Annotated in this window: 19 protein-coding genes; 10 read left to right on the top strand and 9 right to left on the bottom strand. The window is 36.1% G+C overall.

Annotated features, from left to right (window positions below):
* Window position 1 precedes the first annotated feature (1 nt).
* Genes trpD through BM088_RS19890 form a run of 3 tightly spaced genes read right to left on the bottom strand, consistent with a single transcriptional unit; the run spans window position 2 to window position 3220 of the window.
* Window positions 2-1024, bottom strand: coding sequence for an anthranilate phosphoribosyltransferase (gene trpD / locus BM088_RS19900; protein WP_091988839.1), 1023 nt, complete (start codon window positions 1022-1024; stop codon window positions 2-4).
* Window positions 1021-1644 carry an aminodeoxychorismate/anthranilate synthase component II gene (locus BM088_RS19895; protein ID WP_091988837.1) on the bottom strand — a complete coding sequence of 208 codons (624 nt, stop codon included), beginning with the start codon at window positions 1642-1644 and terminating at the stop codon, window positions 1021-1023. The genes trpD and BM088_RS19895 overlap by 4 nt, the downstream gene beginning before the upstream one ends.
* Window positions 1637-3220, bottom strand: coding sequence for an anthranilate synthase component 1 (locus BM088_RS19890; RefSeq protein ID WP_091988834.1), 1584 nt, complete (start codon window positions 3218-3220; stop codon window positions 1637-1639). Before BM088_RS19890 ends, BM088_RS19895 begins: the two co-directional genes overlap by 8 nt.
* Window positions 3221-3637: 417 nt before the next feature.
* Between BM088_RS19890 and rnm the strand changes: the two genes are divergently transcribed.
* From rnm to rluB, 5 genes are all read left to right on the top strand, one after another.
* Window positions 3638-4471, top strand: coding sequence for an RNase RNM (gene rnm / locus BM088_RS19885; protein ID WP_091988830.1), 834 nt, complete (start codon window positions 3638-3640; stop codon window positions 4469-4471).
* Window positions 4472-4524: 53 nt separating this feature from the next.
* Window positions 4525-5145 (top strand): L-threonylcarbamoyladenylate synthase, encoded by a 621-nt coding sequence (locus tag BM088_RS19880; protein ID WP_091988827.1) that lies wholly within the window; start codon window positions 4525-4527, stop codon window positions 5143-5145.
* A 50-nt stretch (window positions 5146-5195) separates the two neighbouring features.
* Window positions 5196-5939: a segregation and condensation protein A gene (locus BM088_RS19875; protein WP_091988898.1), complete on the top strand. Its 744-nt coding sequence runs from the start codon at window positions 5196-5198 to the stop codon at window positions 5937-5939.
* Window positions 5940-6013: 74 nt separating this feature from the next.
* Window positions 6014-6583 (top strand): SMC-Scp complex subunit ScpB, encoded by a 570-nt coding sequence (scpB, locus tag BM088_RS19870; RefSeq protein WP_091988824.1) that lies wholly within the window; start codon window positions 6014-6016, stop codon window positions 6581-6583.
* An 84-nt stretch (window positions 6584-6667) separates the two neighbouring features.
* A complete protein-coding gene (rluB, locus tag BM088_RS19865; protein WP_091988821.1) occupies window positions 6668-7555 on the top strand; it encodes a 23S rRNA pseudouridine(2605) synthase RluB in 888 nt (295 codons plus the stop codon).
* A 103-nt stretch (window positions 7556-7658) separates the two neighbouring features.
* On the opposite strand, the gene BM088_RS19860 is transcribed toward rluB, so the two are convergent.
* A complete protein-coding gene (locus BM088_RS19860; RefSeq protein WP_091988819.1) occupies window positions 7659-8396 on the bottom strand; it encodes a YciK family oxidoreductase in 738 nt (245 codons plus the stop codon).
* A gap of 244 nt (window positions 8397-8640) precedes the next feature.
* Here BM088_RS19860 and BM088_RS19855 point away from each other — a divergent pair, with 244 nt between their 5' ends.
* Window positions 8641-11163 (top strand): VolA/Pla-1 family phospholipase, encoded by a 2523-nt coding sequence (locus BM088_RS19855; protein ID WP_091988816.1) that lies wholly within the window; start codon window positions 8641-8643, stop codon window positions 11161-11163.
* Window positions 11164-11265: 102 nt separating this feature from the next.
* Window positions 11266-12285, top strand: coding sequence for a protease SohB (gene sohB / locus BM088_RS19850; protein WP_091988813.1), 1020 nt, complete (start codon window positions 11266-11268; stop codon window positions 12283-12285).
* Between the two features lie 69 nt (window positions 12286-12354).
* On the opposite strand, the gene BM088_RS19845 is transcribed toward sohB, so the two are convergent.
* Window positions 12355-13698 carry a dicarboxylate/amino acid:cation symporter gene (locus tag BM088_RS19845; protein ID WP_091988810.1) on the bottom strand — a complete coding sequence of 448 codons (1344 nt, stop codon included), beginning with the start codon at window positions 13696-13698 and terminating at the stop codon, window positions 12355-12357.
* A 192-nt stretch (window positions 13699-13890) separates the two neighbouring features.
* Between BM088_RS19845 and BM088_RS19840 the strand changes: the two genes are divergently transcribed.
* A complete protein-coding gene (locus tag BM088_RS19840) occupies window positions 13891-18099 on the top strand; it encodes a beta strand repeat-containing protein (RefSeq protein WP_091988807.1) in 4209 nt (1402 codons plus the stop codon).
* A gap of 249 nt (window positions 18100-18348) precedes the next feature.
* Window positions 18349-21027 carry a type I DNA topoisomerase gene (gene topA, locus BM088_RS19835; protein ID WP_091988804.1) on the top strand — a complete coding sequence of 893 codons (2679 nt, stop codon included), beginning with the start codon at window positions 18349-18351 and terminating at the stop codon, window positions 21025-21027.
* 336 nt (window positions 21028-21363) lie between these two features.
* Here topA and BM088_RS19830 read toward each other — a convergent pair whose 3' ends face one another.
* The 3 genes from BM088_RS19830 to BM088_RS19820 all read right to left on the bottom strand — a co-directional run bounded on the left by BM088_RS19830 (window position 21364) and on the right by BM088_RS19820 (window position 24521).
* Complete coding sequence (locus tag BM088_RS19830) at window positions 21364-22128, bottom strand: hypothetical protein (protein ID WP_091988801.1); 765 nt, start codon at window positions 22126-22128, stop codon at window positions 21364-21366.
* Window positions 22129-22227: 99 nt separating this feature from the next.
* Window positions 22228-22911, bottom strand: coding sequence for a sensor histidine kinase (locus BM088_RS19825; RefSeq protein ID WP_091988798.1), 684 nt, complete (start codon window positions 22909-22911; stop codon window positions 22228-22230).
* Window positions 22911-24521 (bottom strand): tetratricopeptide repeat-containing response regulator, encoded by a 1611-nt coding sequence (locus BM088_RS19820; protein WP_091988795.1) that lies wholly within the window; start codon window positions 24519-24521, stop codon window positions 22911-22913. The genes BM088_RS19825 and BM088_RS19820 overlap by 1 nt, the downstream gene beginning before the upstream one ends.
* Window positions 24522-24677: 156 nt before the next feature.
* Between BM088_RS19820 and cysB the strand changes: the two genes are divergently transcribed.
* The gene (cysB, locus tag BM088_RS19815) at window positions 24678-25655 is read left to right on the top strand and encodes an HTH-type transcriptional regulator CysB (RefSeq protein ID WP_091988792.1); all 978 of its coding nucleotides are present in this window, start codon (window positions 24678-24680) and stop codon (window positions 25653-25655) included.
* A 215-nt stretch (window positions 25656-25870) separates the two neighbouring features.
* Here the strand turns inward: cysB and BM088_RS19810 are convergent.
* Window positions 25871-26198, bottom strand: a 328-nt coding sequence (locus BM088_RS19810) for a transposase (RefSeq protein WP_143085119.1), incomplete at its 5' end; no start/stop codon positions are given.

Here is a 26198-nt window from a genome sequence, read left to right as displayed (position 1 = left end):
TTTAAACCTCTGCAACATTTTTATTGCTGACTTTAATTATATTATTCAGCGTATTTATCGTTTGGCCAGATGCTAGTATATCGGCAACAATTTTGGCACCCTGTTCAAAGCTGTCTGCTTTATTGGTAAGATATAATAAAGCGGCAACATTGGCGATAATGGCTGCATTATGAGCTGGTTTCCCTTCACCTTTTAAAATAGCTAAAGTAGCCTTTGCATTGTATTCAGGTCCTTTACCTTCAATGGCTTCAAGCGGATATTCCGCTAGGCCAAAATCACAGGGCGCTAAAGTATAATCACTTATTTCACCATTATTTAACTCAATCACTTTAGTTGTACCATGTAATGCAATTTCATCTGTGCCAGAGCCATGCACAACTAATGCTCGCTGTGTGCCAAGCATTTTTAGAGTTTGTGCCATAGGTAGGCAAAGTTCAGGGTCATATACACCTAGTAATTGCACCTTTGGCGCCGCAGGGTTTGCCAGAGGACCTAATATATTAAATAAGGTACGTGTTTTTAATTGAGTACGAACAGGCATCGCATGTTTCACACCTGTATGGTAATTTGGCGCAAACAAAAATGTAAAGCCGGTTTGTATTAAGCATTCTTGAGCAAGCGCTACAGGCATATTGACGTTGATGCCAAGAGCGATAAGTAAATCGGCCGAGCCTGAGTTACTAGAAACGCTTTTATTGCCATGTTTAACCATACTAATGCCACAGGCTGCAGCAACAATTGCAGCCGTTGTAGATACATTTATGGTATTTGAACCATCCCCCCCTGTACCGCAGCTATCGGCGGTAATTTCAAGTGACGTATTAAAAGGAGTTGCATGATTACGCATAGCGGCTGCAGCACCTGCAATTTCCGAAGCTGTTTCGCCTTTAATTTTAAGTGCAATTAATGCTGCCGTCAGTTCAATTTCACTGAGTTTACCTTGCATCACATTACTAAATAATTGCTTTGATTGTGATAGGTCTAAATCATTTTGTGCTATTAATATATCGAGTATTTCTTTCATTTTTCAATTCCTTCTGAATTTTTAGTATCACTTAAAAACGCTAAACTTTGTTTTAATAGTTGTGCGCCATCGGGGGTTAAAATTGACTCAGGGTGAAATTGGAAGCCTAATATTTTGTCTTCTTCATTTAAAATTGCCATTGGAATATCTTTATAATGGGCAATAATAAACAAATCTTCAGGTACTTTGGTTGCCATTAATGAATGATATCGTGCGACAGGCATATTATTACCTAAACCTTCAAAAATAATATGTTTTTTGAGTTGTATATCGGATGATTTACCATGGACTGTTTCACCTGCATGGCCGACCGTACCACCATAACTTTGAATGAGAGCCTGATGACCTAAACATATACCTAATATTGGAAATCTACCTTTGCACAGTTCAGTTAAAGCCATTAAACAGCCTGCACTTTTTGGTGTGCCTGGACCAGGTGAAAGGACTAAGATAATGGGTTGAGTTTCAGCTAACATTTTTTCATATATCGACTGAGCATTTAAGTTGTTACGATAAACAACTAATTCAACGCCCATCTGTTCAAATTCATCAACCAAGTTATAACTAAAAGAATCAAAGTTATCTAAAAAATAAATTTTATAATGAGTTTGCTTAGACATGAGTTTGCTCTCCGTAGCTTGAAATAATGGCTTTAAGCACAGCCTGCGCTTTAGCGCGTGTTTCATCAGCTTCCATTTGAGGGTTTGAGTCATGTACGACACCCGCACCTGCCTGTACGTACGCAATGTCATTTTTAACAAAAGCACTTCGGATCACTATGCAAGTATCCATAGTGCCATCACCCGTTAAGTAGCCCACAGCTCCCCCATAACTGCCACGGCGTTTTTGTTCTGTTTCTCTGACAAGTTGCGCTGCTTTTACTTTTGGTGCGCCTACTAATGTGCCCATATTCATGCAAGCTTGATAAGCATGTAGCGCGTCTAGTTCGGGTTTTAGTTGACCTACAACACGAGAGACTAAATGCATAACTTGAGAGTATCGGTCTACCTTTAATAATTCTTTAACGTGGCGAGTGCCTGCGATAGAAATACGTGCGACATCATTACGCGCTAAATCGACCAACATTAAATGTTCCGCTCTTTCTTTTTGGTCATTTCGTAAGTTAAGCTCAATACGGCTATCTAAGTCTGGATTAATGCTGCCATCTGGATTTTTTCCGCGGGGGCGAGTACCGGCTATTGGATAAACTTCAACTTGGCGGCTTAGTGCACAAAATTTTAATGCCGACTCAGGTGAGGCACCAAATAAAGTAAAATCCTGATCTTTCATATAAAACATGTAAGGGCTTGGATTTTGTTGTTTTAAATGCTGGTATGCAGATAAAGCATCTGGGCAGGGCAAGCTGAAACTACGCGAAGGCACGACCTGAAAGATATCACCATCAACTATGTTTTTTTTAAGTGTTAAGACCTGCTCACAATATGTCTCATCACTAATATCAACACAAACTTCAGGAGTTGCATCAAATGTGGCTTTCTCACCCGTATAAGGCGTAATGTCTTCACATAATTGATTTAAATCTTCAAGTTTTTGCCCAATTTCAAAACAATTAGCGTGAACATCTGGGCCGTTAAAAACATTGCCAATTAAGTCAGTTGTTTGTTTTTGATGATCAATAATAACTAATGTTTCAGCAAGATAAAAAACATAATCAGGACAGGTATTATCTTTATTTTTAACTTGTGGTAATTGTTCAAAATTTGCCACCATATCATAGGCAAAAACACCGCCTAAAAATAATGAATAAGCATTATCACTGGTGCACTTTATATTGTTGATGCAATGGCGCAGTGCGCTAAATGCATTATCTGCTTTTAAACGGGAAAACTCATCTAAATTAGCTTTATAAGCCTGATAAGTAAGTATTAATGAATTCCCGATTAATCGTGTATCACAGTTAAGTACTTTTTCTTGTAAATATGGCAGTAATTGCAAGCCATTATTTGATAAAGCTATTAGCTTAACCTGACTGCCATTGCATTCAATTCTCAGTGCGGCATCCACTAAAATAAGGCTTTTCACACTATCTTTAGAGTCAACTTCAGCAGACTCTAATAACAAGCTGTTTTTTTTGTCTAATTTTGCGTATAGCGATAATGGACTTGGAATATAATCCCGGGCCAAAGTGATACTTGAAACCTCACCTGGCGCTTTTGTTATATGTATAAATATCAAAACCTCATTCCCCTAATATTTTGTATTTTATTTAGAAAACAAAAAACCCGCATTTAAAGTGCGGGTTTGGACATAAAAAAACCCGCGAACTGCGGGTCTTAGAATCTGTTTGGTACAACAGTTCATCACCCGTAAATTACGAGTGCCACCACCAAATAATATTTAGTGTATTTACTTTAAATGTATGAACCGAATATATCATTAAAATGTACCTTAATTTAAGTAGCTCTAGTAGAGCTTAAACGGTATGTTTTTGTCAAGAATTTTATCTTAACTCTTATAATTATTTTTTTAATCAAGTTGGATATTGTTATAAAAGATATTAAATTTGAGACTTGTTCGTTTTATTGTGTGTGTATTGATATACTTTACTTATAATATCTCGCCAAATATGGCATTAATAACAAAGTCATTAAAATGAAGTACGATTTACATAGCCATACCACATGTTCAGATGGTCGATTATCTCCTGAAGAATTATTAGATAGGGCTGTTGAAAAAAAGATTGATGTATTTGCGATCACAGATCACGATACTTTAGATGCTTTACCAACTGCGCATAGTTATATAAAAGATAATAATCTGAATATTCAATTAATTAATGGTATAGAAATTTCAACTCGTTGGCATAGTTTTGAAATTCATATAGTTGGTTTAAATTTTGAGCCTCAATCAGAGATACTACAAAATTTAGTTTCAGCGCAAAAGCAAAAACGAGATGAGCGAGCAGTTGAAATTGGTCGCCGGCTTGAAAAATCTGGTATTGTAGACGCATATATAGGTGCAAAAACGCTGGCAGGTGAGGCACATATTACACGAGCGCATTTTGCACAGCATCTAGTCAATTTAGGTCATGCTAAAAATATACAAGGCGTATTTAAAAAGTATTTAGCAAGAGGGAAAACTGGATATACGCCAAGCACTTGGTGTGACATGAAAACCGCCATTGAAGCAATACAAGGGGCTGGTGGGCAAGCAGTTATTGCGCACCCTGCGCGTTATAAAATGTCTAATAAATGGTTAAGGCAATTATTGATAGACTTTAAAGCTGATGGGGGTGACGCAATGGAAGTTGCTCAACCTCAACAAGCACCTACCGAACGGCAATTTCTTGGCGCGTTAAGTCGTGAATATGACCTTTTATGTTCTCAGGGTTCTGATTTTCATTTTCCAATGACTTGGTTAGAGTTGGGGAAAAACCTATATTTACCTAAAGATTGTACGCCAGTTTGGCAAAATTGGGCTATATAATAGTGATAATTTTAGATTGTTTAGCACTTTACTAACAAATAATAAGGAATATTATGAGTCAGTTTTTTCATATACATCCAGAAAACCCACAAGCAAGATTAGTTCGCCAAGCAATAGAAATAATACATCAAGGTGGTGTTATTATTTATCCTACCGACTCAGGGTACGCTATTGGGTGTTCAATAGGTAATAAAAAAGCGATGGAACGTATTGAAAAAATAAGGGGGTTAGAAAAACATCATAATTTTACTTTGATGTGCAGAGATTTATCTGAACTTGCTAATTACGCTAGAGTTGATAATCAGCTGTTTAGGGTGATAAAAAATAATACCCCAGGCCCTTATACCTTTATTTTCAAAGGTACTAAAGAAGTGCCAAAACGTTTATTAAATGATAAGAAAAAAACAATTGGTATACGTGTACCGGACTGTATTATTACATTGGCGCTATTAGAAGAGTTGGGTGAACCATTAATGTCTTGTTCATTAATTTTACCAGGCCAAGAACATACTGAATCTGATCCTGAAGAAATTCGTTCTAAATTAGAAAAACACGTTGATTTAATTATTCATGGTGGATTCCTATCTGAACATGCTACAAGCGTGGTCGATTTCTCTGAAGGTGAAGTGAATATCATTCGGGAAGGCTCAGGTGATGTGAGTGTTTTTGAGTGAACTCAGAGCTTGAAGAAAAATTACCATTAGCTTTTTTACATGGTAAAGCTATGGTAGAAAAACCAGCTGATTTATATATTCCTCCTGATGCACTGGAAGTTATTTTAGAAACTTTTGAAGGGCCACTAGATTTATTACTTTATTTAATCAAAAAACATAAATTAGATATTCTAGAATTATCAGTTCATACAATTACTAAGCAATATGTATCATATGTTGAGTTGATGAAAGATTTAAAGTTAGAGTTAGCAGCGGAATACTTGGTGATGGCGGCCTTGTTAACACAAATTAAATCTCGATTATTACTACCTGTTCATAAAGAGCTAGAAGAGCAAGAAGCAGATCCTCGCGTTGAATTAATCAAACGTTTGCAAGAATATGAACAATTTAAAACGGCATCTGAAAATTTAGATAAAATCCCAAGAGTGCAGAGAGATATTTTTGTTGCAAATGCACTTTTAGGGGAGAAAACAGTGCCAGAATCTCTTATGCCGAACGTAGATATGAAAGATATTTTATTAGCTTTAGGAGATATCATGGCAAGGGCTAAAAATTATACGCATCATCATATTTCCCCTGAAACATTATCAACGCGTGAGCGTATGAGTAAAATATTACAGCAATTAAACAGTGCAACTGGATTTGTCGAGTTTACGCAACTTTTTCTATTAAATGAAGGGCGAGGAGGCGTAGTTGTGACGTTTATTGCCATATTAGAGTTGATAAAAGAGCAATTAATTGAATGTTTGCAATCTAGTCCCACGATGCAAATACATGTTCAACTTGTTAGATAAATAACCTTCGATTATTGCAATAAATTAGGCCATAATACCGCGCTAATATTTTTGTAATAAATAGGCGTGTTTTAGTGGGAGATAAACAGATTTCTGATGAGAAATTGGTCGAAATTATTGAAGCTGCTATATTTGTTGCAGGAAAACCTTTATCAAGAATGATATTAAAAGAAACTGTTTTAGATGAGTTTAATGTTTCACTTAAGCGTATTAAGCAGTGTTTGGAGATCATTGAAGCTCATTATTCAACAAGAGGCATACAACTTGTTGAGGTGGGATCAGGCTATAGGTTTCAAGCAAGCAAAAATTTAAGCCCTTGGTTAAGTAAACTATTTCAAGATAAAACACCAAAGTATTCAAGAGCACTATTGGAAACGCTAAGCTTAATCGCATATAGACAACCCATTACTCGTGGGGAAATAGAGCAAGTAAGAGGTGTGGCTGTTAGTAGTCATATTATAAAATCATTATTAGAAAGGCATTGGATAAAAGCCGTTGGCCATAAAGAAGTGCCTGGGCGTCCAGCGTTGTATGCCACTACAAAAGATTTTTTAGATTATTTTTCTTTAGCGGGTTTAGATAGTTTACCCCCTTTACCTGATTTGCAGGGAAGTAAAATAAATCAAATGATATCGTCATTATAAATTTGTTATAATGACGGCATATAAATCTATCTGAGAAGATACAACTAATAGGTTTAAAGCCTATTAAGCAAAGAGTGAATGTAAATGAGTGAATCAATTGTAAGTGATGAAAAATTACAAAAAGTATTAGCCCGAGCAGGCAAAGGATCTCGCCGTGAAATGGAAAAGGTGATTGATGCTGGCAGAGTTAGTGTTGATGGCAAAGTTTCAAGATTAGGTGACCGTGTTGGGCCTCATCAGCAAATTAGACTTGATGGCCATACAGTCAAAATTGAAGCAGCAGAAGATCGTATTTGCCGTGTATTGATGTATAACAAACCTGAAGGTGAGTTATGTACACGTAAAGACCCTGAAGGTAGACCCACTGTTTTTGATCGTTTGCCAAGACTAGATGGTGAACGTTGGATTGCAGTAGGTAGATTGGATGTTAATACGTCTGGATTGTTACTCTTTACTAATGATGGTGAGTTAGCTAATCGTTTAATGCGCCCAAGTTATGAGATTGAACGTGAATATGCAGTGCGTGTTTTTGGTGAAGTAGACACGAGCACATTAAAAACGTTAACTTCAGGTGTTGAACTTGATGATGGTATGGCCAAATTTTTAAAAATTACGCCTCGCCCGGGAGAGGGTATTAACCGTTGGTATAATGTATTATTAACAGAAGGGCGTAACCGTGAAGTACGTCGCCTATGGCAATCTCAAGGTGTCGATGTATCACGTTTAATACGTGTACGCTATGGCAGTTTAGTGCTTAATCCTAAATTACCACAAGGTGGTTGGGAAGAGCTTGCATTATCTGATGTAAATTATTTTAGAAAGTCTGTTCAATTACCAAGTGAAACTGAAACTAAATTATCTGTTATGCCAGAAAAGCGTAGTGAAAAACGTGCTAAAAATCAGCGTATACGTAAATCGGTTAAAAAGCACCAAACACGTACAAAACAAGTGCAAAAAAACAGGAAAAAATAGAAAATATATTGCTTTAAGTGCATTAATTAAAAAGCCCATATCATTTTATGATATGGGCTTTTTAATTGTGTTTTGACTTTAGATTAAAGTAGGGTTTTAAAAACTATTGCGCGTCTACAGATTGACCATTTTTATCAACCGAATCATCGCTCATCATATAAAGGTAAGTTGGCATTAAAGATTCAGGAGTCGCTAAAGTTGTTTTATCTTCACCAGGGTAAGCTGAGTCTCTCATTTTTGTTAGAGTTGCACCTGGGTTAATACAGTTTACACGGATATTTGTTTTTTCAACTTCATCAGCCCATGTTTGCATCATACCTTCGACTGCAAATTTAGATATTGCATAAGCCCCCCAATGCGCACGACCTTTACGACCAACACTCGAAGAGGTAAAAATAACAGAGGCATTGTCAGATTTACGTAGAATAGGAAACATATATTTTGTAAGCACGGCTTGTGCGGTTACATTTACTTTCATAATTTTTTCAAAAGTAGAAACACAAAAAAACTCAAGCGGACCTAAAGAGCCAAGTATTCCAGCATTATTTAATAGGCCATCTAATCGGCCAAACTCATTTTCAATGGTCGAAGCTAAATCACGGTAATTTTGTTTGCTTGCACCTTGTAAATCAAGCGGTACAATTGCTGGTTTTGCTCCACCTAGAGCTACAATTTCATCATACACACATTCAAGTTTATCAACTGTTTTACCTAACAAAATAACTGTTGCACCATGTTTTGCGAAGTTAATAGCGGCAACACGGCCTATGCCATCACCTGCACCAGTAACTAAAATCACTTTCTCTTTTAGCGTGTGTATATTTGCTTGGTAATTTTGCATTGATAAATCCTTGATTTAACTAATTCTTGATAGAGATTAAAATAATAAATTAAGGTCATTTTATCATAGCTATTTAGTTATAATATGAGAAGTTGAAGTTTTTATTCAAATTTAAGTAGCGAAAAATGATTGTTTACGTTAACTTTAACTGGTCTAATGTCTCATTAATGAATTTAAACAATATTTTTACAAATGTTACTTAAAGAAATCAAATAAAAAGAACAAAGTGTAAACGGAGCTAAAAATGAAAAAAATGCTACTTGGAATAGCAGTCTCAGCTGCATTAGCTGGTTGTGGTGGAGAAAGTTTAGAGGAAGTTAAAAAAGAATCTGTAGTTGTTATTCCAGCGTCTACAGTCGTTTTTGACCCATCAAATGGTGTATTGTCGGTACCTAATGATTTATTGTTTAGTGGTACAACTGATGGCACATTAAATATGCCCGGAGAAGTTGATTCAGAAGGTAATTTATTAGATGTTATCAATTATGCAGATCCTCAAACCTCTTTAGGAGGATTAGATGGTTGGTCGACACAAAGTCCTTTTGTGATTGAGCTAGATTTTCCACAAAACGTCTCTTTGGATGCGGCGTCACTTCAAACGCCAGGTTCAGTAAGAATTTTTGAAGTTGTGATGGGAGCAAGCTTAACAGATGAAACTTGCTCTACTGTACCAGCAGGTATCGCGTGTAAACCCGTTAAAGAGCTTGAGTTTGGCCCTACTAAAGATTTTGTTGCTAAGGCAAGTGGTAACAATATTGCTGTAGTCCCAATGAAACCACTTACAGGTGGCGCTTCATATATTTATGTTTTAACGAAAGGCGTTAAAGATAGTGAAGGGCGCTCAGTTACTCCTTCATCTAGTTATTCTTTGGTAAGTCAGGATATCACTACATTACCACTTGTTACAGATGCGCAGCTAGCATTACAGGCTGCAGTAAACAGTTATGAAGGTGTTGTTACTGCACTTGGAAGTGTGACAAAAGATGAAATTATTTATTCTGCAGCAATGACAATACAATCAGTGGGTACTAGCTTATCTACCGTTAAAGGTATTATGGCTGCAAATTTACAATTAAACCAGGATGCCGTTCCTAAAGTTGTAATGAATGACGGCCCTGATATGACGGTCGCTGACTTCTTTGCTCTTGGTGGTATGCAAGATATTAATCCTATTTTCACAGCAATAAACTACCATCAAGGTAAAATTGCATTGCCTATTTATAACCAACAACCTGTAGTAGATTTAGCCGTTTTAGAGACGCTTGAAGGGTCACAAAGAGCAGGGTATTTACAAGCATCACTGAATAATAGTCGCTGGAAAGGCATGTGTGATAATGCTGTTACTGTCGCTGGCTATAAATCGGCTGTAGGCGATGCTTATCCTTCAGACCCGATTTCTCAAAGTGATGGTGTTTGTGCTGCATTAAGCGACGGTAAATTACGTGATTTAGGGTTAGATAGAGAAAAACATCTAACAAAATACAATAAAATACCAAAAATGCAAAGTATGTCTAATGTTGATGTTATTATGACAACCCCAGATTCAGATTTGACATTGTTAAACTTTGTTCGCTCACAACGTAAATTACCACCTATGGCTATGCCTGAAACAGGTTGGCCTGTAGTAATTTATCAACATGGTATAACTCGCGATAAAAAAGATGTTCTTGCGTTAACCGCAGCTTTATCGTTACAAGGCTTTGCTACTATTGCAATAGATCATCCAATGCATGGTAGTCGTGGAATAGACTTTGATGATGATGGTATTGATGAGTTAAATGCTACTGATGGTCAAGGTGGTTCAGTGCTGCATTACATGAACCTTTCTTCTTTATTAGTTGCGCGTGATAACATGCGCCAGTCTGCGGCAGACTTATTAGCACTTAGAATGGGCTTGAACTTCATTAATTTAACAAATGCTAACTTTCCAAACATTAATAGTTTAGATGTCAGTTTTGTTGGTCAATCATTAGGCTCAGTTGTTGCACCTATGTTTTTGACTCATAGCAATCAGTCTTTAGGTAATGCGCAAGTTGATGCGATGTTTAAAGTAAATACAGCATCACTTTCGAGTGGTGGGGGGGGGGTAGCAAGCTTCTTGTTTGAGTCAGATGAATTTGGCCCTTCTATACAAGCAACGGTTTTATCTGCAGCAGGGATAGCAGAATCAGCTGAGTATATTGCATTTGTACAAAGCGTACCGCAAAACTGTATTCAATTTGCAGCTGATCCTTCTGCATTTGCTGCCTGTGCATATACTGAATTTATGATTTCTTTACAGCAACAAGGTGAAGTAACAAAGCTTGCAAATATTCAAAGTGTATTTTCCAAATTTATTTTTGCTGCACAAACAGGTTTAGATGGTGCTGATTCAACCAACTATGCTGCAAGTTTAAAAGCGACAGGTACGCCAATTCGTTTAAGCTTTGTTGTTGGCGATGGTATTGAAGGTGGTAATAAAAAGGATACTGTAATACCGCCTTATACTTCAATTAATCCATTAGCAGGTCCATTAGTTTTAGCTAACTTATTAGGAATGGAGTCAGTTACTGAAACACAAGTAACAGAACAACCTACTAGCTGGGTTGCTAAATTCTTAAAAGGACACCACGGTTCATTATTAAGTGCGGCTCCAAGACTTGGTGCGGGTGCTACTGAGGAAGAAAGCATGAGAGCAAACGCTGAAATGCAATTGCAAATGTCTATGTACTTAGCAACGCGTGGTAAAATGTTATATATAAATGACAGTGAAATATTGACTCATTAATAGTGTTTTGAAGTCATATTTAATTAAGCCGCTTATTTAGCGGCTTTTTTTTGTTTTGATTTATGGTAAATTCACCCTAATTTAAACAATAGGATTTTAGTTTTGGAATTTTTATATGAATACGGCTTGTTTTTAGCCAAGGCTCTGACATTTGTAATTGCCATAGGAGCAATAATTGCGTTAATTGCAGGTGCTGCACATAAACCTAAACCTAAACGTGGTGAAATTGAGTTAGATGATATATCTGAGCAATTAGACACTTTTAAAGAGAGCTTCTTACAAGGTACATTAAATAAAGATGCTTTAAAAAAACATAATAAAGAACAGAAAAGAATAGCGAAAGAAAGTGAAGATAAAGAGAAGTCTAAGTTATATGTTTTAGATTTTAATGGCAGCATGGATGCGCATGAAGTATCAGAGTTAAGAGAGGAAATAACAGCGATTTTAACCATAGCAAACCCAGAAAAAGATAAAGTGTTACTTAGATTAGAAAGTGGAGGTGGTGTTGTTCATGGTTATGGCTTAGCTGCATCCCAATTACAGCGAATTAAAGATGCCGGTATAAATTTAACAGTTTGTGTTGATAAAGTTGCCGCCAGTGGTGGCTATATGATGGCATGTGTGGCGGATAAGTTAATAAGTGCACCTTTTGCAATTATTGGTTCTATTGGTGTGATTGCACAAATTCCAAATTTTAATAAAATATTAAAGAAAAATGATATTGATTTTGAACAAATAACAGCTGGTGAGTTTAAACGAACTTTGACTATCTTTGGTGAAAATACAGATAAAGCCCGGGAAAAGTTTTCTGATGAAATTGAAGAGACTCATGTTTTGTTTAAAAACTTTATTAATGAACAAAGGCCTTCTCTTGATTTGCCTTTAGTTGCTACAGGTGAACACTGGTTTGGTACTGCCGCACTTGAAAAGGGTTTAGTTGATGAATTATCTACCAGTGACGATGTTTTATTAAAATATAATATAGAAAATCAAATCTATAAGGTTAAATTTACAATTAAAAAACCATTAAGTGAAAAGTTCGCTATCGGCTTGAGCAGCTCTGTTGAGCGAATATTTGTCTCATTATACTCAAAAGTGAGAGCTTCTTTTATTTCAAAATAATAAAAAGGCCTGATTATAAAAATCAGGCCTTTAATTTATTTATACGAAAGAATACGCGTATATCAATTTTTATTTCTTATTAAAGTTTAACTCTTCAAGTTGTTCTGCTGCATGTCTGTCGTTAAAAATGGTTTCATCTAACTCACCCTCTGATTTTGCAACAATGCAAGTTACCATACAGTCACCCGTTACATTTACAGCTGTTCTAGTCATATCCAACAGTCTGTCAACACCCATGATGATTGCGATGCCTTCAACTGGTAACCCCACCTGTGTAAGCACCATTGCTAGCATGATCAAACCCACACCTGGCACACCTGCTGTACCAACAGAAGCTAAAGTTGCAGTTAAAATAACCATTAAATAATCTGATGTTGTGAGATCAACGGCAAAAATCTGTGCAATAAATACAGTTGCTACTCCTTGCATGATTGCGGTGCCATCCATATTAATTGTGGCTCCCAATGGTACAGTAAAAGAGGCGACTGAATTTTTGGCACCCATTTTTTTAGTTGCGGTTTCAAGGGTAACAGGCATAGTTGCGCTTGAGCTGGCAGTACTAAAAGCAAATAATGCATTGGCTTTCATTTTAGTTAAAAACATTACAGGACTTAATCCTGTTAATGTTTTTAATAAAGTAGGGTAAACAATTATTGCATGCATTGATAAAGCGCCAAGTACCACAAAGAAGTATTTACCAAGCTCTTTTATTGCATCGTAATCTATTGATGTGAATAACTTTGCAATCAAGCAAAATACACCAATAGGCGCTAAATTCATTAAAATCGCAACAAGTTTTAAAATGACATCATTCATGTCGTTGAAAACATTTGTTAAGCGTTTACCTGATTCACCACTTAACGTCATGGCTATGCCAAATAGCAGAGCAAATACAATAACTTGAAGCATGTTCCCTTCAGCCATTGCGGCAATAGGGTTTGTCGGGAACATGTTTATAATCACGCTAGCGAGTGATGGTGCTTCTTTTGCAGCATATTCAGATGATGTTTTTAAGCCTGCTATTGTGTCAAAGCCAATTATTGATGCTAAACCGATAGCAATACTAATTGCGATAGCGGTAGTCATTAAGTAAAGCCCAATTGATTTACCGCCTAAACGGCCTAATTTGCTTGGATCGCTTAAATTACATGTGCCACATACAAGTGAAACAAATACTAAAGGGACTACTAACATTTTTAAACTGGCTACAAAAATTGCGCCGCCAATAGTTAAAATGCCATCTACAAAAAAACCTTTAATCGCTAAATCAAAAAAGCCTAAAGAAATATAAACATCTTCTTCTCCACCTAAGATCCATTTAAAAATAGAACCGACTAATAAACCTAAAACTAAGCCTATAAGAATACGTGAGGTGAGAGAGAGTGACTTATTATTGTGTACCTGATTTGTCATGTCGTTAAAACTCAATCGTGTTAAAAGCCATATAGACTACCAGTCAATGAGATTTATTACAGTTAATATAGTTAAGTTTTTAAGAAATACGCAATTTAAATCTAATTAGTGTAATTTACTTAATGGAAATCTGTAGTTTATAGGTTAATATATGGTAAACAACTCTAATTATAACAAGCGAGGGAGAGGTAAATGCCTTTAATCCGATTTTTTTGCATCATGCTGATCAGCATAGCAATAACTGCCTGTGGCGGTGGTGGTAGTCTTGAAAGTCCAGGTGGTGGTTCTAATGATACATATAAAATAGAAACAATTTCCCTTACAAGTAGTAACGGTACTGTTATTACGGAAGTGTCAAAAGAAGTGCCTGGTACTGTTACTATCCAGTTGACAAAAAATTCAAATGCAATAGCAAATCAATTGATTTCGTTTTCCTTAGGAAATGATGTTGGTGTATTGTTTCCTGGAGTAGCAACAGCACTCACAGATGCAAATGGTAATGCAAAAATATCATTAATTGCAGGTTCTAAGTCTGGAGCAGGTACTATTACTGCCACTTATCAATCGCCAGACAGTAGCTCTTTAACTGAAAGCTTAAGTTTTGATAGTAAAGGTGATGACACGACAGCGAGTGCTTATTTTATTAAAGTGATTACAACTTCAGTGACATTACAAGCAGATGTAATAACTAATGTACAAGCTGAGATTTCTAAGTCAGGCTCAGGTACTGAAACTCAAAATAAACTAATTACATTTTCTTTAGATGGTGAAGGAGAAATGTTCCCTCAAAATGGTTCTGTGCCTACAGTTTTATCTGAGGATGGCACAAAAAGTATTGCAACTATTCAAATGCTGGCTGGTAAAAGTGCGGGCTCAGGCATTCTAACTGCGACTTTTACAACAATTGAAGGTGAAACGTTGTCCGTTCCTATCCCATACACTAGTTTAGGTGGTGGTTCAGGTATTTCTAGCGATGGTTTTTCTATGGTTACATCAATTACTACTGCTAATAGTGGTGCAATAACATCAAGTAACCCAGGAACAATCACAACACGTTTATTTGATTTTTTAAGTGATGGATTAAGAAGTGATCAATTAGCTGTACAGTATTCTTTGAGTGATCAAGGTGTCTTAGTGCCAATGTCTGGCATTTCACCTTTTACTTTTGATGGTACAAGTGTGACAGCAAAAGCGATATTAGCACCATTAAATAAAAATGGTTCGGGTACTGCAACCGCTACTTTTGTCACGCCTTCAGGTGAAACTTTAACAAATGAATTAGGTTATACTGTTACAGCTCCTTCATTGTCTTTAGTTTTATCTTTAGTGACACCAGATACAGATACTTCAATTATAAATGTATCACAAGCTCTACCAGGCGAGCTAAAAGCGCAAATAACAACAACAGATGATGCTCCTTTTGATGGCTTTGATAATAAATTAATTCAGTTTTCTACTGAAAAAACAGGCACTATCAATCCAAGCTTAGGAACCGCATTAACAGATGCTAATGGCTTAGCAAAAGTTACTTTATTACCTTCTACACAAGAAGGTGCAGGTATTGCTAAAGCGACATATACAACAACAGATGGATTATTATTAGAAGCTTCTTATAACTTTATGTCTGCAGGCGATGCACCTGTTGATGGTGGTAGCACTGATATAAGCATTGCATTAAATTTAACGGATGGTACTGGTAAAGTTACAACTCAGGTATCTGCTGCTTCACCCTTAACAATTGCTGCAACAGTCACTGATGCAGCTGGTAGCCCAGTAAATGCACGAGTGGTTACATTTGCAAGTACACTTGGAGAGTTCATTCCAAAATCAGGTACTGCGTTAACTGATAGCACAGGGACTGCAATAATTACACTTACTGCGGGTACGATTGAAGGTGCAGCTGAGGTAACAGCTAGTTTTGATTCTGCAAAATCTACCAGTGGCTTTTATACTAAAGGTGATGTCATTGTTGATGGGCAACTTGAAGCCGATGTTGCAGTTAAGTTATTAGTTAATTGTCCAGTAAATTGGGAACTGAATAGAAATACTACAGAGTTAAACCCTACTGATTGTACAGAAGTAACCAGTATTTCATCTGGTGATCCGGCAATTATTTATTCAAAAACAACTAAAAAAGGTTCGACAATTCCACTCAATGGCTTAATTGTGGCTGGGGCTTCTACTTTAGGGACTGTTTTACCTGAATCTGGCACTGCGTTAACTGATAATTTTGGTATTGGTTTATTAAGTTTATTGGCGGGTAATGATGTTGGTGCAGGTCAGGTATCTGTTACAGCAATAAATACGACTACATCTACCGCTTTTGAAATTGGTGCAGCCGATATCTCCTTATCGATTGATAATGGCTTGACACAAAATACTAAATTATCAGCAGGATCAACAACCGTTGTCACTGTAACCATTAAAGATGCTCAAGATAATTTATTTTTAACGCCTTTAGAAGTACAGTTTACTTCGGGGTGTGCAACAACCACTCCAGCTTTATCAGTTATTGATGAGAAAGTAACAAGTATTGGAGGGCTCGCAACGGCGACATACAGAGCTAATGGTTGTATTGGAGTTGATACTGTCACTGCTACGGCTATTACGGGGGGTGATGCAAAAATTATTTCAACGACAATTGATGTTTTAGAGTCAAGTGTGGGTTCAATCGAGTTTGTTAGCGTTTCAGCTACTGAACTTGCATTAAAAGGCACTGGTGGCCAAACGAGAACAGAAACTTCTGAAGTAACTTTTAAACTGGTTGATGAAAATGGTAACCCTGTAACACAAAAAGAGATTAGCTTTGAATTATCAACAGACTCAGGTGGTTTAACGATTGCGCCTATTATGGTTTCTACAGATAATGAAGGCTTGGCAAGAACGACTGTACGCTCTGGTTATGTTCCATCTTCAGTAGTTGTTAAGGCGTTATATGTACCAAGTTCTGGTGCATCAGCAGTTGACGAACAAATTTTATCAGTTTCAAGTTTATTAACAATCACAACAGGCTTACCTGATAACAATAGCTTTACAGCGTCTCCTGCAATCTTTAATTCAGAGACATTAGATTATGACGGCGATTTAGTTGATATTAGTGTTTATATGGGGGATAGCTTTAATAATACAGTTCCTGATGGTACAAGTGTGAACATGACAACCGAAGGTGGTGCCGTAGGTACGATTGATGGCGAGCAGTTTAACCCGCAATTATCTTGTTCCACAACAGATGGTGCTTGTAAACTTCAATGGCGTGCACAAAACCCAAGACCTTTTACAGAGTCAAAATATAATAATACGATTACAGCTAAATGTGATACTTGGTTTAACAATTCAGCACCTTGTACTTTAGGTATTCGTAATATATTAAGAGATGCAGAAGGTAATGCTATTTTAGATAATCCTGCAACAACTAAAAATATTCAATATTTAGATTCAAACGGTGCTCAAATAGTAATTGATTATTCAAGTACGACACCTAGATTTAATAGTACTGATTTTCAATGGGATCGTCCTCTTGGCGGCCGATTTACTGTGACCGCTTATGCTGAAGGGCAAGAAAGTTTCATCGATTTGAATGATAATGGTTTATTTGATTTTGGCGAATATTACTCTGGTTATGATTTAACAGAAGTATTTAAAGATCATAATGAAAATGATGTGTACGACAATGCTAATAGAACGGGTTGTGCAGACCCCTCAGATCCTTGTAACCCCGATAATTCAACAGGTGGTGAGTTTGAGACATACGAAGATAAAAATGGCGATGGGCAATATAATTTAGCAGATGGTAAATATAATGGCTTATTATGTACAGATGCTGCTTCTCAACAAGCTGTAGGGGGTTGTAGTAAAGAGTTAGTGCATGTACGCCGTAATGTTTCTATGGTGATGTCTGGTAGTGCTGTTTTTGCTCGTGCTGTTACAGCCATTGATGGCGTTAAAGTGACAGCAGGGTGTGCATCTTATACTGTACTTGACACTGGTGCTGATGCTGCTGACCCTGCTGATGATTCAATTGTAACCCTATTGCAGCTAGAGCCTTCTGATATACCTGGTTTTTGTGATGTGGCAGGTGTTGATTTAACTAGTGCCATCAATGGTGTCACGAGTAGTGCGTTAATTTCAGCACTACCTATTACAGTTATATATAGTGATATATATAATAATCCACCGCCATTTGAAACAGATGTGAGTATTTCTGCATCAAATGGGGAGTTATCAGGTAGTGGCGGCTTCTCAATTGCAAATACTTCGTCACGTATTCCTGGAAGGACATCTTTCACGATATCAAGAGAAGGCACAGGTAATAAAAAGACTTCGGGAACTATAACACTTGAGTTTATAACCAAGAAAAAAGTTGAAAGTGCAATATCAATTACGGTATTAGATGATAGATAACTTTTCATTATGAAATAATTTAAAAAAAGGAAGCTTAGCTTCCTTTTTTATTATAAAAAATATATTGATCTGAGATATGCTTCATAAATGTATTTATTGTTCAAAAAAATAACAATTTAAGCCTGTTAAGTATTTTTTTTATATATTTTGCTTGTAACACTGGCACTTTATGGATATACCTTTAATAATACAGCCCTAATAGGGTATAAATTTAACTTTTGAATAATTATTGTTCACATATAGGCTATCATGGGAAAATCGTTAGTAATTGTAGAGTCTCCAGCTAAGGCTAAAACAATAAATAAATATTTAGGTAAGAACTTTGTTGTGAAGTCCAGTGTTGGACATGTTCGCGATCTTCCTACTTCAGGTTCAGGTAAAAAGAAAACAACTGCTACAAAGACACCTGCTGAGGTTCGCAAAATGGGCGCTGAAGAAAAAGCAGCCTATAAAAAACAAAGAGATTATAAAAATTTAGTTACAAGAATGGGAATAGATCCTGAAAAGGGGTGGAAGCCACATTATGAAGTCTTACCTGGCAAAGAAAAGGTAGTACAGGAATTACAAAAACTTGCAGAAACCGCAGATACTATCTATCTCGCAACCGATTTGGATAGAGAAGGGGAAGCAATAGCTTGGCATCTTCAAGAAATAATTGGTGGTGAACCTGAAAAGTATAAAAGAGTTGTATTTAATGAAATTACTAAAAATGCAATTCAACAGGCTTTTGAAGCCCCTGGTGAGCTCAATACTGATATGGTATATGCCCAACAGGCTCGACGCTTTTTAGACCGTGTTGTTGGATTCATGGTTTCACCTTTATTGTGGCAAAAAGTTGCAAGAGGACTTTCTGCAGGGCGAGTTCAATCTGTAGCAGTACGCTTATTAGTTGAACGTGAACGTGAAATCAAAGCATTTATACCTGAAGAGTTTTGGGATTTACATGCTGACGTTACAGCTAAAGATGAAAAAATTCGTTTGCTTGTATCTAAGTTTAATGAAAAAGCTTTTAAACCTGTCACGCAAGCACAAACGCAAGTTGCGGTTTCAGCCCTTCAAAATTCTGAGTTTATCGTTAGCGGTAATGATAAGAAACCAAGTAAAAGCAAGCCTAGCGCCCCCTTTATTACTTCAACTATGCAGCAAGCTGCGAGTACTCGCTTAGGTTTTGGTGTTAAGAAAACCATGATGATGGCGCAAAGGCTGTACGAAGCTGGGCATATTACTTATATGCGTACTGACTCTACAAATTTATCTCAAGAAGCGGTTGCGACTTGTCGAGATTATATAGAATCAAACTTCGGTTCAAATTATTTACCTGAGTCAGCAATTAATTATAGTTCTAAAGGTAATGCGCAAGAAGCACATGAAGCTGTGCGTCCTTCTAATGTTGAAATTTTGTCAGGCCATTTAGATGGTTTGGAAGCTGATGCTAAAAAACTCTATGAGCTTATTTGGCGTCAATTTGTGGCATGTCAAATGACACCTGCGCAATATGACTTAACAACTATCACTGTTGAAGCTGCTGGTTATGAATTAAAGGTTAAAGGCCGTGTACTTAAGTTTGCGGGCTGGACCCAAGTTCAACCAGCTATTCGTAAAAAGAATGAAGAAGAACAAGCACTACCAGCAGTGCTTGTGGGTGATAAGCTAGATTTAACACATTTAGACCCCCTTCAGCATTTTACAAAACCAACACCAAGGTTTGGTGAGGCAAGTCTAGTAAAAGAATTAGAAAAAAGGGGGATTGGACGTCCATCGACTTATGCATCCATCATATCTACAATTCAAGATAGAGGATATGTAAGAGTAGAGAATCGCAGGTTTTTTGCTGAAAAAATGGGTGAAATTGTAAATGATCGACTAGTTGAAAATTTCACTGATTTACTTAATTTTGACTTTACAGCAAAAATGGAAGGTAGGCTTGATGATATCGCTGAAGGCGAACGTGTTTGGACACAAGTTTTAGATAAGTTTTATGATAACTTTTCTGAACAGCTAACGGTCGCTACCAAAGAAGAGTCTGAAGGCGGTATGCGTCTTAATGAAATGGTTGAGACTGATATAGATTGCCCAACCTGTAACCGAAAGATGGGTATTCGTACGGCTTCTACAGGTGTGTTTCTTGGTTGTACAGGCTATAGTTTACCGCCAAAAGAGCGTTGTACACAAACTATGAATTTAGTGTCAGGTGATGAAGCGATTGCTGTTGATTCTGATGACGCTGAAACTGAAAGTTTACGTCAAATGAAACGTTGTTCTAAATGTGAAACCGCAATGGATTCATATTTGATTGACGAAACCCGTAAATTGCATGTTTGTGGTAATAATCCCGGGTGCGATGGTGTTATTGTTGAGCAGGGTACATTTAAAATAAAAGGCTACGATGGTCCGCTGATTGAGTGTGATAAGTGTAGTAATGATATGCAACTTAAGTCAGGCCGCTTTGGTAAGTATTTTGGCTGTACTAATGAAGACTGTAAAAATACGCGTAAGTTACTCAAAAGTGGTGAAGCTGCACCACCGAAAGAAGATCCTGTACATTTAACTGAATTACCATGTGAAAAATCTGATGCCTATTTTGTATTGAGAGATGGTGCAGCTGGTATATTTATGGCCGCATCTAGTTTTCCTAAATCAAGAGAAACACGTGCACCAAAAGTTGCTGAGCTTAAGAGGTTTAGAGATAGAATTTCTTCTAAATTTTATTATTTAGCTGATGCGCCAACGCAAGACCCTGATGGCAATGAAGCTATCATTCGTTTTAGTCGAAAAGCTAAGTCTCAATATGTTATGACCGAAGTTGAAGGGAAAGCGACTGGTTGGACTGCTAAATTTGTTGATGATAAATGGGTAGAAGAAGCTAAAAAGACACCAGCAAAGAAAAAAGCACCAGCAAAGAAGAAGGCAACAAAAAAAGAAAGCTAATAAAACTTTATTGAGTTCATAAAAAACCGCATTTTAATGCGGTTTTTTTATACTTTACGGAAAGTTGGCTAAGCCAACAGACTCAAAGATATCTTATTATTTAAATTTAAGTGGGTATTAATGGCTGATAACATGGAGTTCGAAGTTAATGATAGAGGTTGTTTAATAAAATAAAGACAATTAATATTAATTTGTAATGCTGAGCAGCTTGATGTGCCAGTTTTTAAAAATGAAAAATGAAAAATGAAAATGTATAGGCCATATACTTGGCCTATACAGTGTTGTAAGAAAGATGAGACGATAGTCTCATCTTAGGTATTTAATATACTTGAAAACTTACCACTTTTTCTTTGGTGCAAATAATACATCTAGCTCATTTTGTTCTTCAGCAGCTTTTTTCTTCGCATCTGTTGCATTTGTTACTTTTAATTCTTTTGTTATTTCTTCAAGAGAATCTTCCAGTTCTGCACGTTTAGCAGTGACATACTCATCAGTATGTGTAACTGAGTTGAGGGTATTTAATGCTTTTTCAAAGTATTGTCTTGCTGAGCCAAGCATGTTTGCGGAGCGAGCGGCATTGCCTCGTTTTACCTGACTATCAATATTTATTCTTAGTTGAAGTTTTTCTAGTCTTTTATCTTCAGATAAGAATATTTGTGTATCTACTCGACCTTTTGAATGTTCGGAGCGCAGCAGGTTTCTTAATTTTTTTATGCCTTGAACTAAACTTATAATTTGTTTTTCATTGTCAGGTAGTACAACTTTCTCTGATGTTGAACCTTCCGCTGTTTGAGGGTTAGTGACTTTTTCTGCAGCTTCACGTAATCGGTTCTTTATTTCTTTTGAAGTGGGAGAAAGTTCAGCCATAGACTTTAAAGAGTCATGTATTCGCTTTTGCATGACAGCTATTAATAATTTAGACATAGGAATATTGCTTGAATTCATCAGAATTGCTTCTGTGTCTTCAATTATTTTTTTATGTTTTGCTAATTCTTGTCGACGTTCAACTTCTTGTTTTTCTTTGTGCTGTTGCATTGCATTGACCCATACTGCAACAACAACCAAGGCAACAATCAAAACAATGATGATAGAAACTATCATAGATGCTCTCTTTTCTAATTTTAATCGGTAATCAAGCTTAATATTACATAAATATAGTAACTTATACCAACATAGACGCTGAAATTTTTTATTTTCATTTTATGGTAGCCTTAAGATGAAAATGCTACCGCCTAAATTACCACCATTGTTCAGGTTAATACTGCCATGACAGTTATTATTAGTATGGGCATCAGCGATTAAGGTTGCAAAATATAAACCTAAACCTGTTCTACTTTGAGATAAACTAGCTGCATTCATTTTATCCACATTTGGCAACAGCATGTGCTCCGGGTAACCTTTACCATCATCGAGGATTTGTATCTCGAGCATGTTATTTATCTTTTTTGCTGTTATGAGTATTTTTGTATGAGTATAGCGCAAAGCATTCACAACAATATCATTAAGTAGGTTGCTTATTAAATCTAAATCAAAAAACCAAGCCAAGTCTTCTTCAATTTCATATTCACATGATATGCCTTTATTATCTATGTACATTTCATTTTTGGCCCAGAGCTCTTCTATCATTTCATCTAAATAGTGTTCCTCAACATTGAGCGGCAAGCTTTTATTATTATTTCTATACAGGGCGAGTAACTGTAATAGATTTGAGTTCACTCTGGCTATTTCATAATGTATTTGAGCAAGTTCAGCTCTAGTACGATCATCATGATCAATTTTATCATTGATAGTATCTATAGACTGAAGCAACATACACAATGAGTTTTTCATATCATGCATACTGGCACCAAGTACGGTTGAAAAATCAATTTCTGAGTCTTGCATTATTTTCCTTTTATATTTTTATTTGCGAGCTGTGCTTTTATATGACAAAAAAGACTCTGGCTATGTGTATAGCGATGATCAGAGGGTTCTAAATGCTCGAGAGAGCGGGCACATAATACAAGAGTCGCTTGCTCTACTTGTTTGTTATGATTTTCTATTGTGAGTTTATACAAACATTGTAATAAGTTTAGTGCGACATTTGCATTTGATGGTGCATTAACTAAGGCTGTTTTAAATGCACTTTTTGCAGCTAAATAGTCATGTTGTTTAAATTTAAGCATACCTTGACGATTATAATTTTGAGATTTTTCAGCATTTTCCTGTGTTAGTAATTCAGATTGTTCGATGCTAATGGTATTTTCAATTGCTTTTTTAATGTCATGGTTGTCTATATATTGTTCAATAAAGCTGATCTGGGAGACTAAAAATGGTTTTAGCTTATCGGGTGACTTTGAAATTTTATTTAATAGCGTTGTGATCTCTTCTAATTGCGATTCATTTTTATTAGATAAATATTTTAGTAATACCTTGTGTAACTCAACTGCATTATTGAGTTGTATATCATGAGGGTAATTCTTTAAAATGGTGCGATAAATTCCTGTATATTCTTTAGGTGCTCGTCTTGAAAGCCCACCGTAAGAGCCAAATTGGACCATGCAAATAACTTGCAAAGTTGTTATATAATCATCAGGTTGAATCTTTATTGAGTTTTTCCCCAAAAGCAGCACTTTTTTAAAAGCAGTGTAAGCAGTTTCTATTTCTAAATATCTAAGTGCGAGTTGTCCTAATTGACGTTGTCTGATCAATGAATTAGGTGAAATTTCAATGGCTGATTTTAATAATCCATATGCTTGCTCAAAATCACCTAAATCACACAAGGTTTCAGTTAACAAATCATAAGCTGCTAATGCATATTTATTTTTACATATAATGCGCTCACATAAGTCTTTCACTTTAGGTAACATGCTTAATCCTGCATAGGATTTTGCAAGCCCCATGAGGGCCCAGTTCAACTCTCTTTGTTCTGTTACACTTTGATATACATTAGCTGCCTTTGCGTATTCTCCTGATTTAAGAAAAATATCCCCTTTGATTTTAAGGCAGTCCATTGAGGTTCTTTTGTTTTTTAACGGTAATACTTCACATAAGGCAAGGGCATGATTTGGTTTGTTTTTAATTAAACTGTTATAAACAGGTTGTAATAACTCGTTTTGTCTAATCAATTTATCGAGTCTGGCCTTAAGGGTATTGCGTGTAAAAGGTTTAGCCAAGTAATCATCGGGTCGGTATTCCAACGCACCCATGACTAAGTCCATTGCTGTTTCACCTGTGATCAGCACAAATATCGTATCAGCCCGTAATAAATTACGATAATTGAGCTCTTCTAAAAGTTGTAAGCCTGTTAGGCCTTCCCCTAAATTGTAATCTACTAAAATAACTTTATGGTAGTGCTCAGCATATAATGCTAATGCATCATCTGCATTAGTGCAAGTATCAACTTGAAGAGCTCCAAAACTCTCAACCATTTGCTTAAGTGATAATCTAAATTCAGAAAAATCATCAATAATTAAAAAAGGTATTTCAGCATATCTATTTAACGGATTATTCATATATTTATATTAATGTTCGATATAACTTAAATTTAGGTGCTTTTACTGTAACTTTAAAGCAATTGGAAAAATAATTGTAAATTAATATAAAAAGCACTTGGAATAACCAGCACAAAGGATTATAACTATGAGTAATAACAATAGAATTAAAAGCTAATGAAATTACAGCAACTAAAATACATTGTAGAGGTTTTAAATAATAACCTTAATGTATCAGCGACAGCTGAAAACCTATACACCTCACAACCTGGTATTTCTAAGCAAGTTAGAATGCTAGAAGATGAGTTAGGCGTGCAAATTTTTGGCCGAAGTGGAAAACACCTTACTCATGTTACACCTGCTGGTAAAGATATTATTAATTTAGCGCGTGAAATACATGCCAAAGTTGAAAGTATTAAAGCTGTTGCTAATGAGCACACCTTACCAGACCAAGGTAAACTTAATATTGCAACAACACATACTCAGGCACGTTATGCTTTGCCCCAAGTGATCCAAGGTTTTATGCAAAAATTTCCAAAAGTATCTTTGCATATGCATCAGGGAACGCCAACACAAATATCTGAAGCCGCAGCAAGAGGCGATGCTGATTTTGCAATTGCAACAGAAGCACTTCATTTGTATTCAGATCTGGTTATGTTGCCTTGCTATCATTGGACTCGCAGCATTGTTGTTGCAAAAAATCATCCTTTAGCCAAAAAAATAAATACTTTAACAATTGAAGATATCGCAAAATATCCACTGATCACTTATGTCTTTGGTTTTACGGGTCGATCAGAATTGGATAAAGCTTTTAATAAACATGGGTTAGAGCCTCATATTGTTTTTACTGCTACAGATGCTGATGTCATTAAAACTTATGTACGTTTAGGTTTAGGCGTGGGTGTGGTTGCATCGATGGCTGTTGATAAAATGGCTGATACAGATCTTGTTTGTATTAATGCAAGTCACTTATTTGATGCAAGTACAACAAAAATTGGTTTTAGAAAAGGTACCTTTTTAAGAACCTATATGTATGACTTTATTGAAAGGTTTGCACCACATTTAACAAAAGAATTAGTAGAAAGAGCAAGTTTGCTTCGAAATCAAGACGAAGTAGATACGCTATTTAGCAATATCAAATTACCTCAAAGATAATAAAATTTATATCTCATATTTTATGTCTACATTTTAGCGTTTTCTTCTTGAGAGCAAACGCTAGCAATTATTTTATGAAAATAAAACCTTCTAAATAACTTTGCAAAATACTTTTCATCGATTTCTATTTATTCAGCACTTTAGTCGTGCTTTTCTTTGATGTTTTGTAAAAATAATCGTATATAACCTGAGATCTGGTTAAGCAGAGCTATTTATTAGTCTGGCATCATACCAAATACATCTGCTGATAGTTTTATACACGGCTTCTGTTTCTTTAAGCAATAAGCCACTATTCCAGATATCAAGTTGAGCATGAAACTTGTTTCACTGCGATGGCGGCTATGTTCTATTTGAGATATATTTTTCAACTGGTTATTGATAGTTTCAATGATGTATCTCTTTGATAACATGGCTCTATCGAAGGCTGACATGGCTTTCGACTTCATGTTTTTTCGAACTGTTGTAATCAAATCTACATCGAGTTCCTTTAGTTTTTCATTTAACTCTTTGCCGATATAACCTTTATCGGCATAAAGCTTCCCT

Origin of the sequence: Pseudoalteromonas denitrificans DSM 6059, assembly GCF_900112265.1 — a bacterium.
GTDB lineage: Bacteria > Pseudomonadota > Gammaproteobacteria > Enterobacterales > Alteromonadaceae > Pseudoalteromonas > Pseudoalteromonas denitrificans.
The sequence above is the reverse complement of the archived record's forward strand: the minus strand, read 5'-3'. Positions and strand labels throughout refer to the sequence as shown.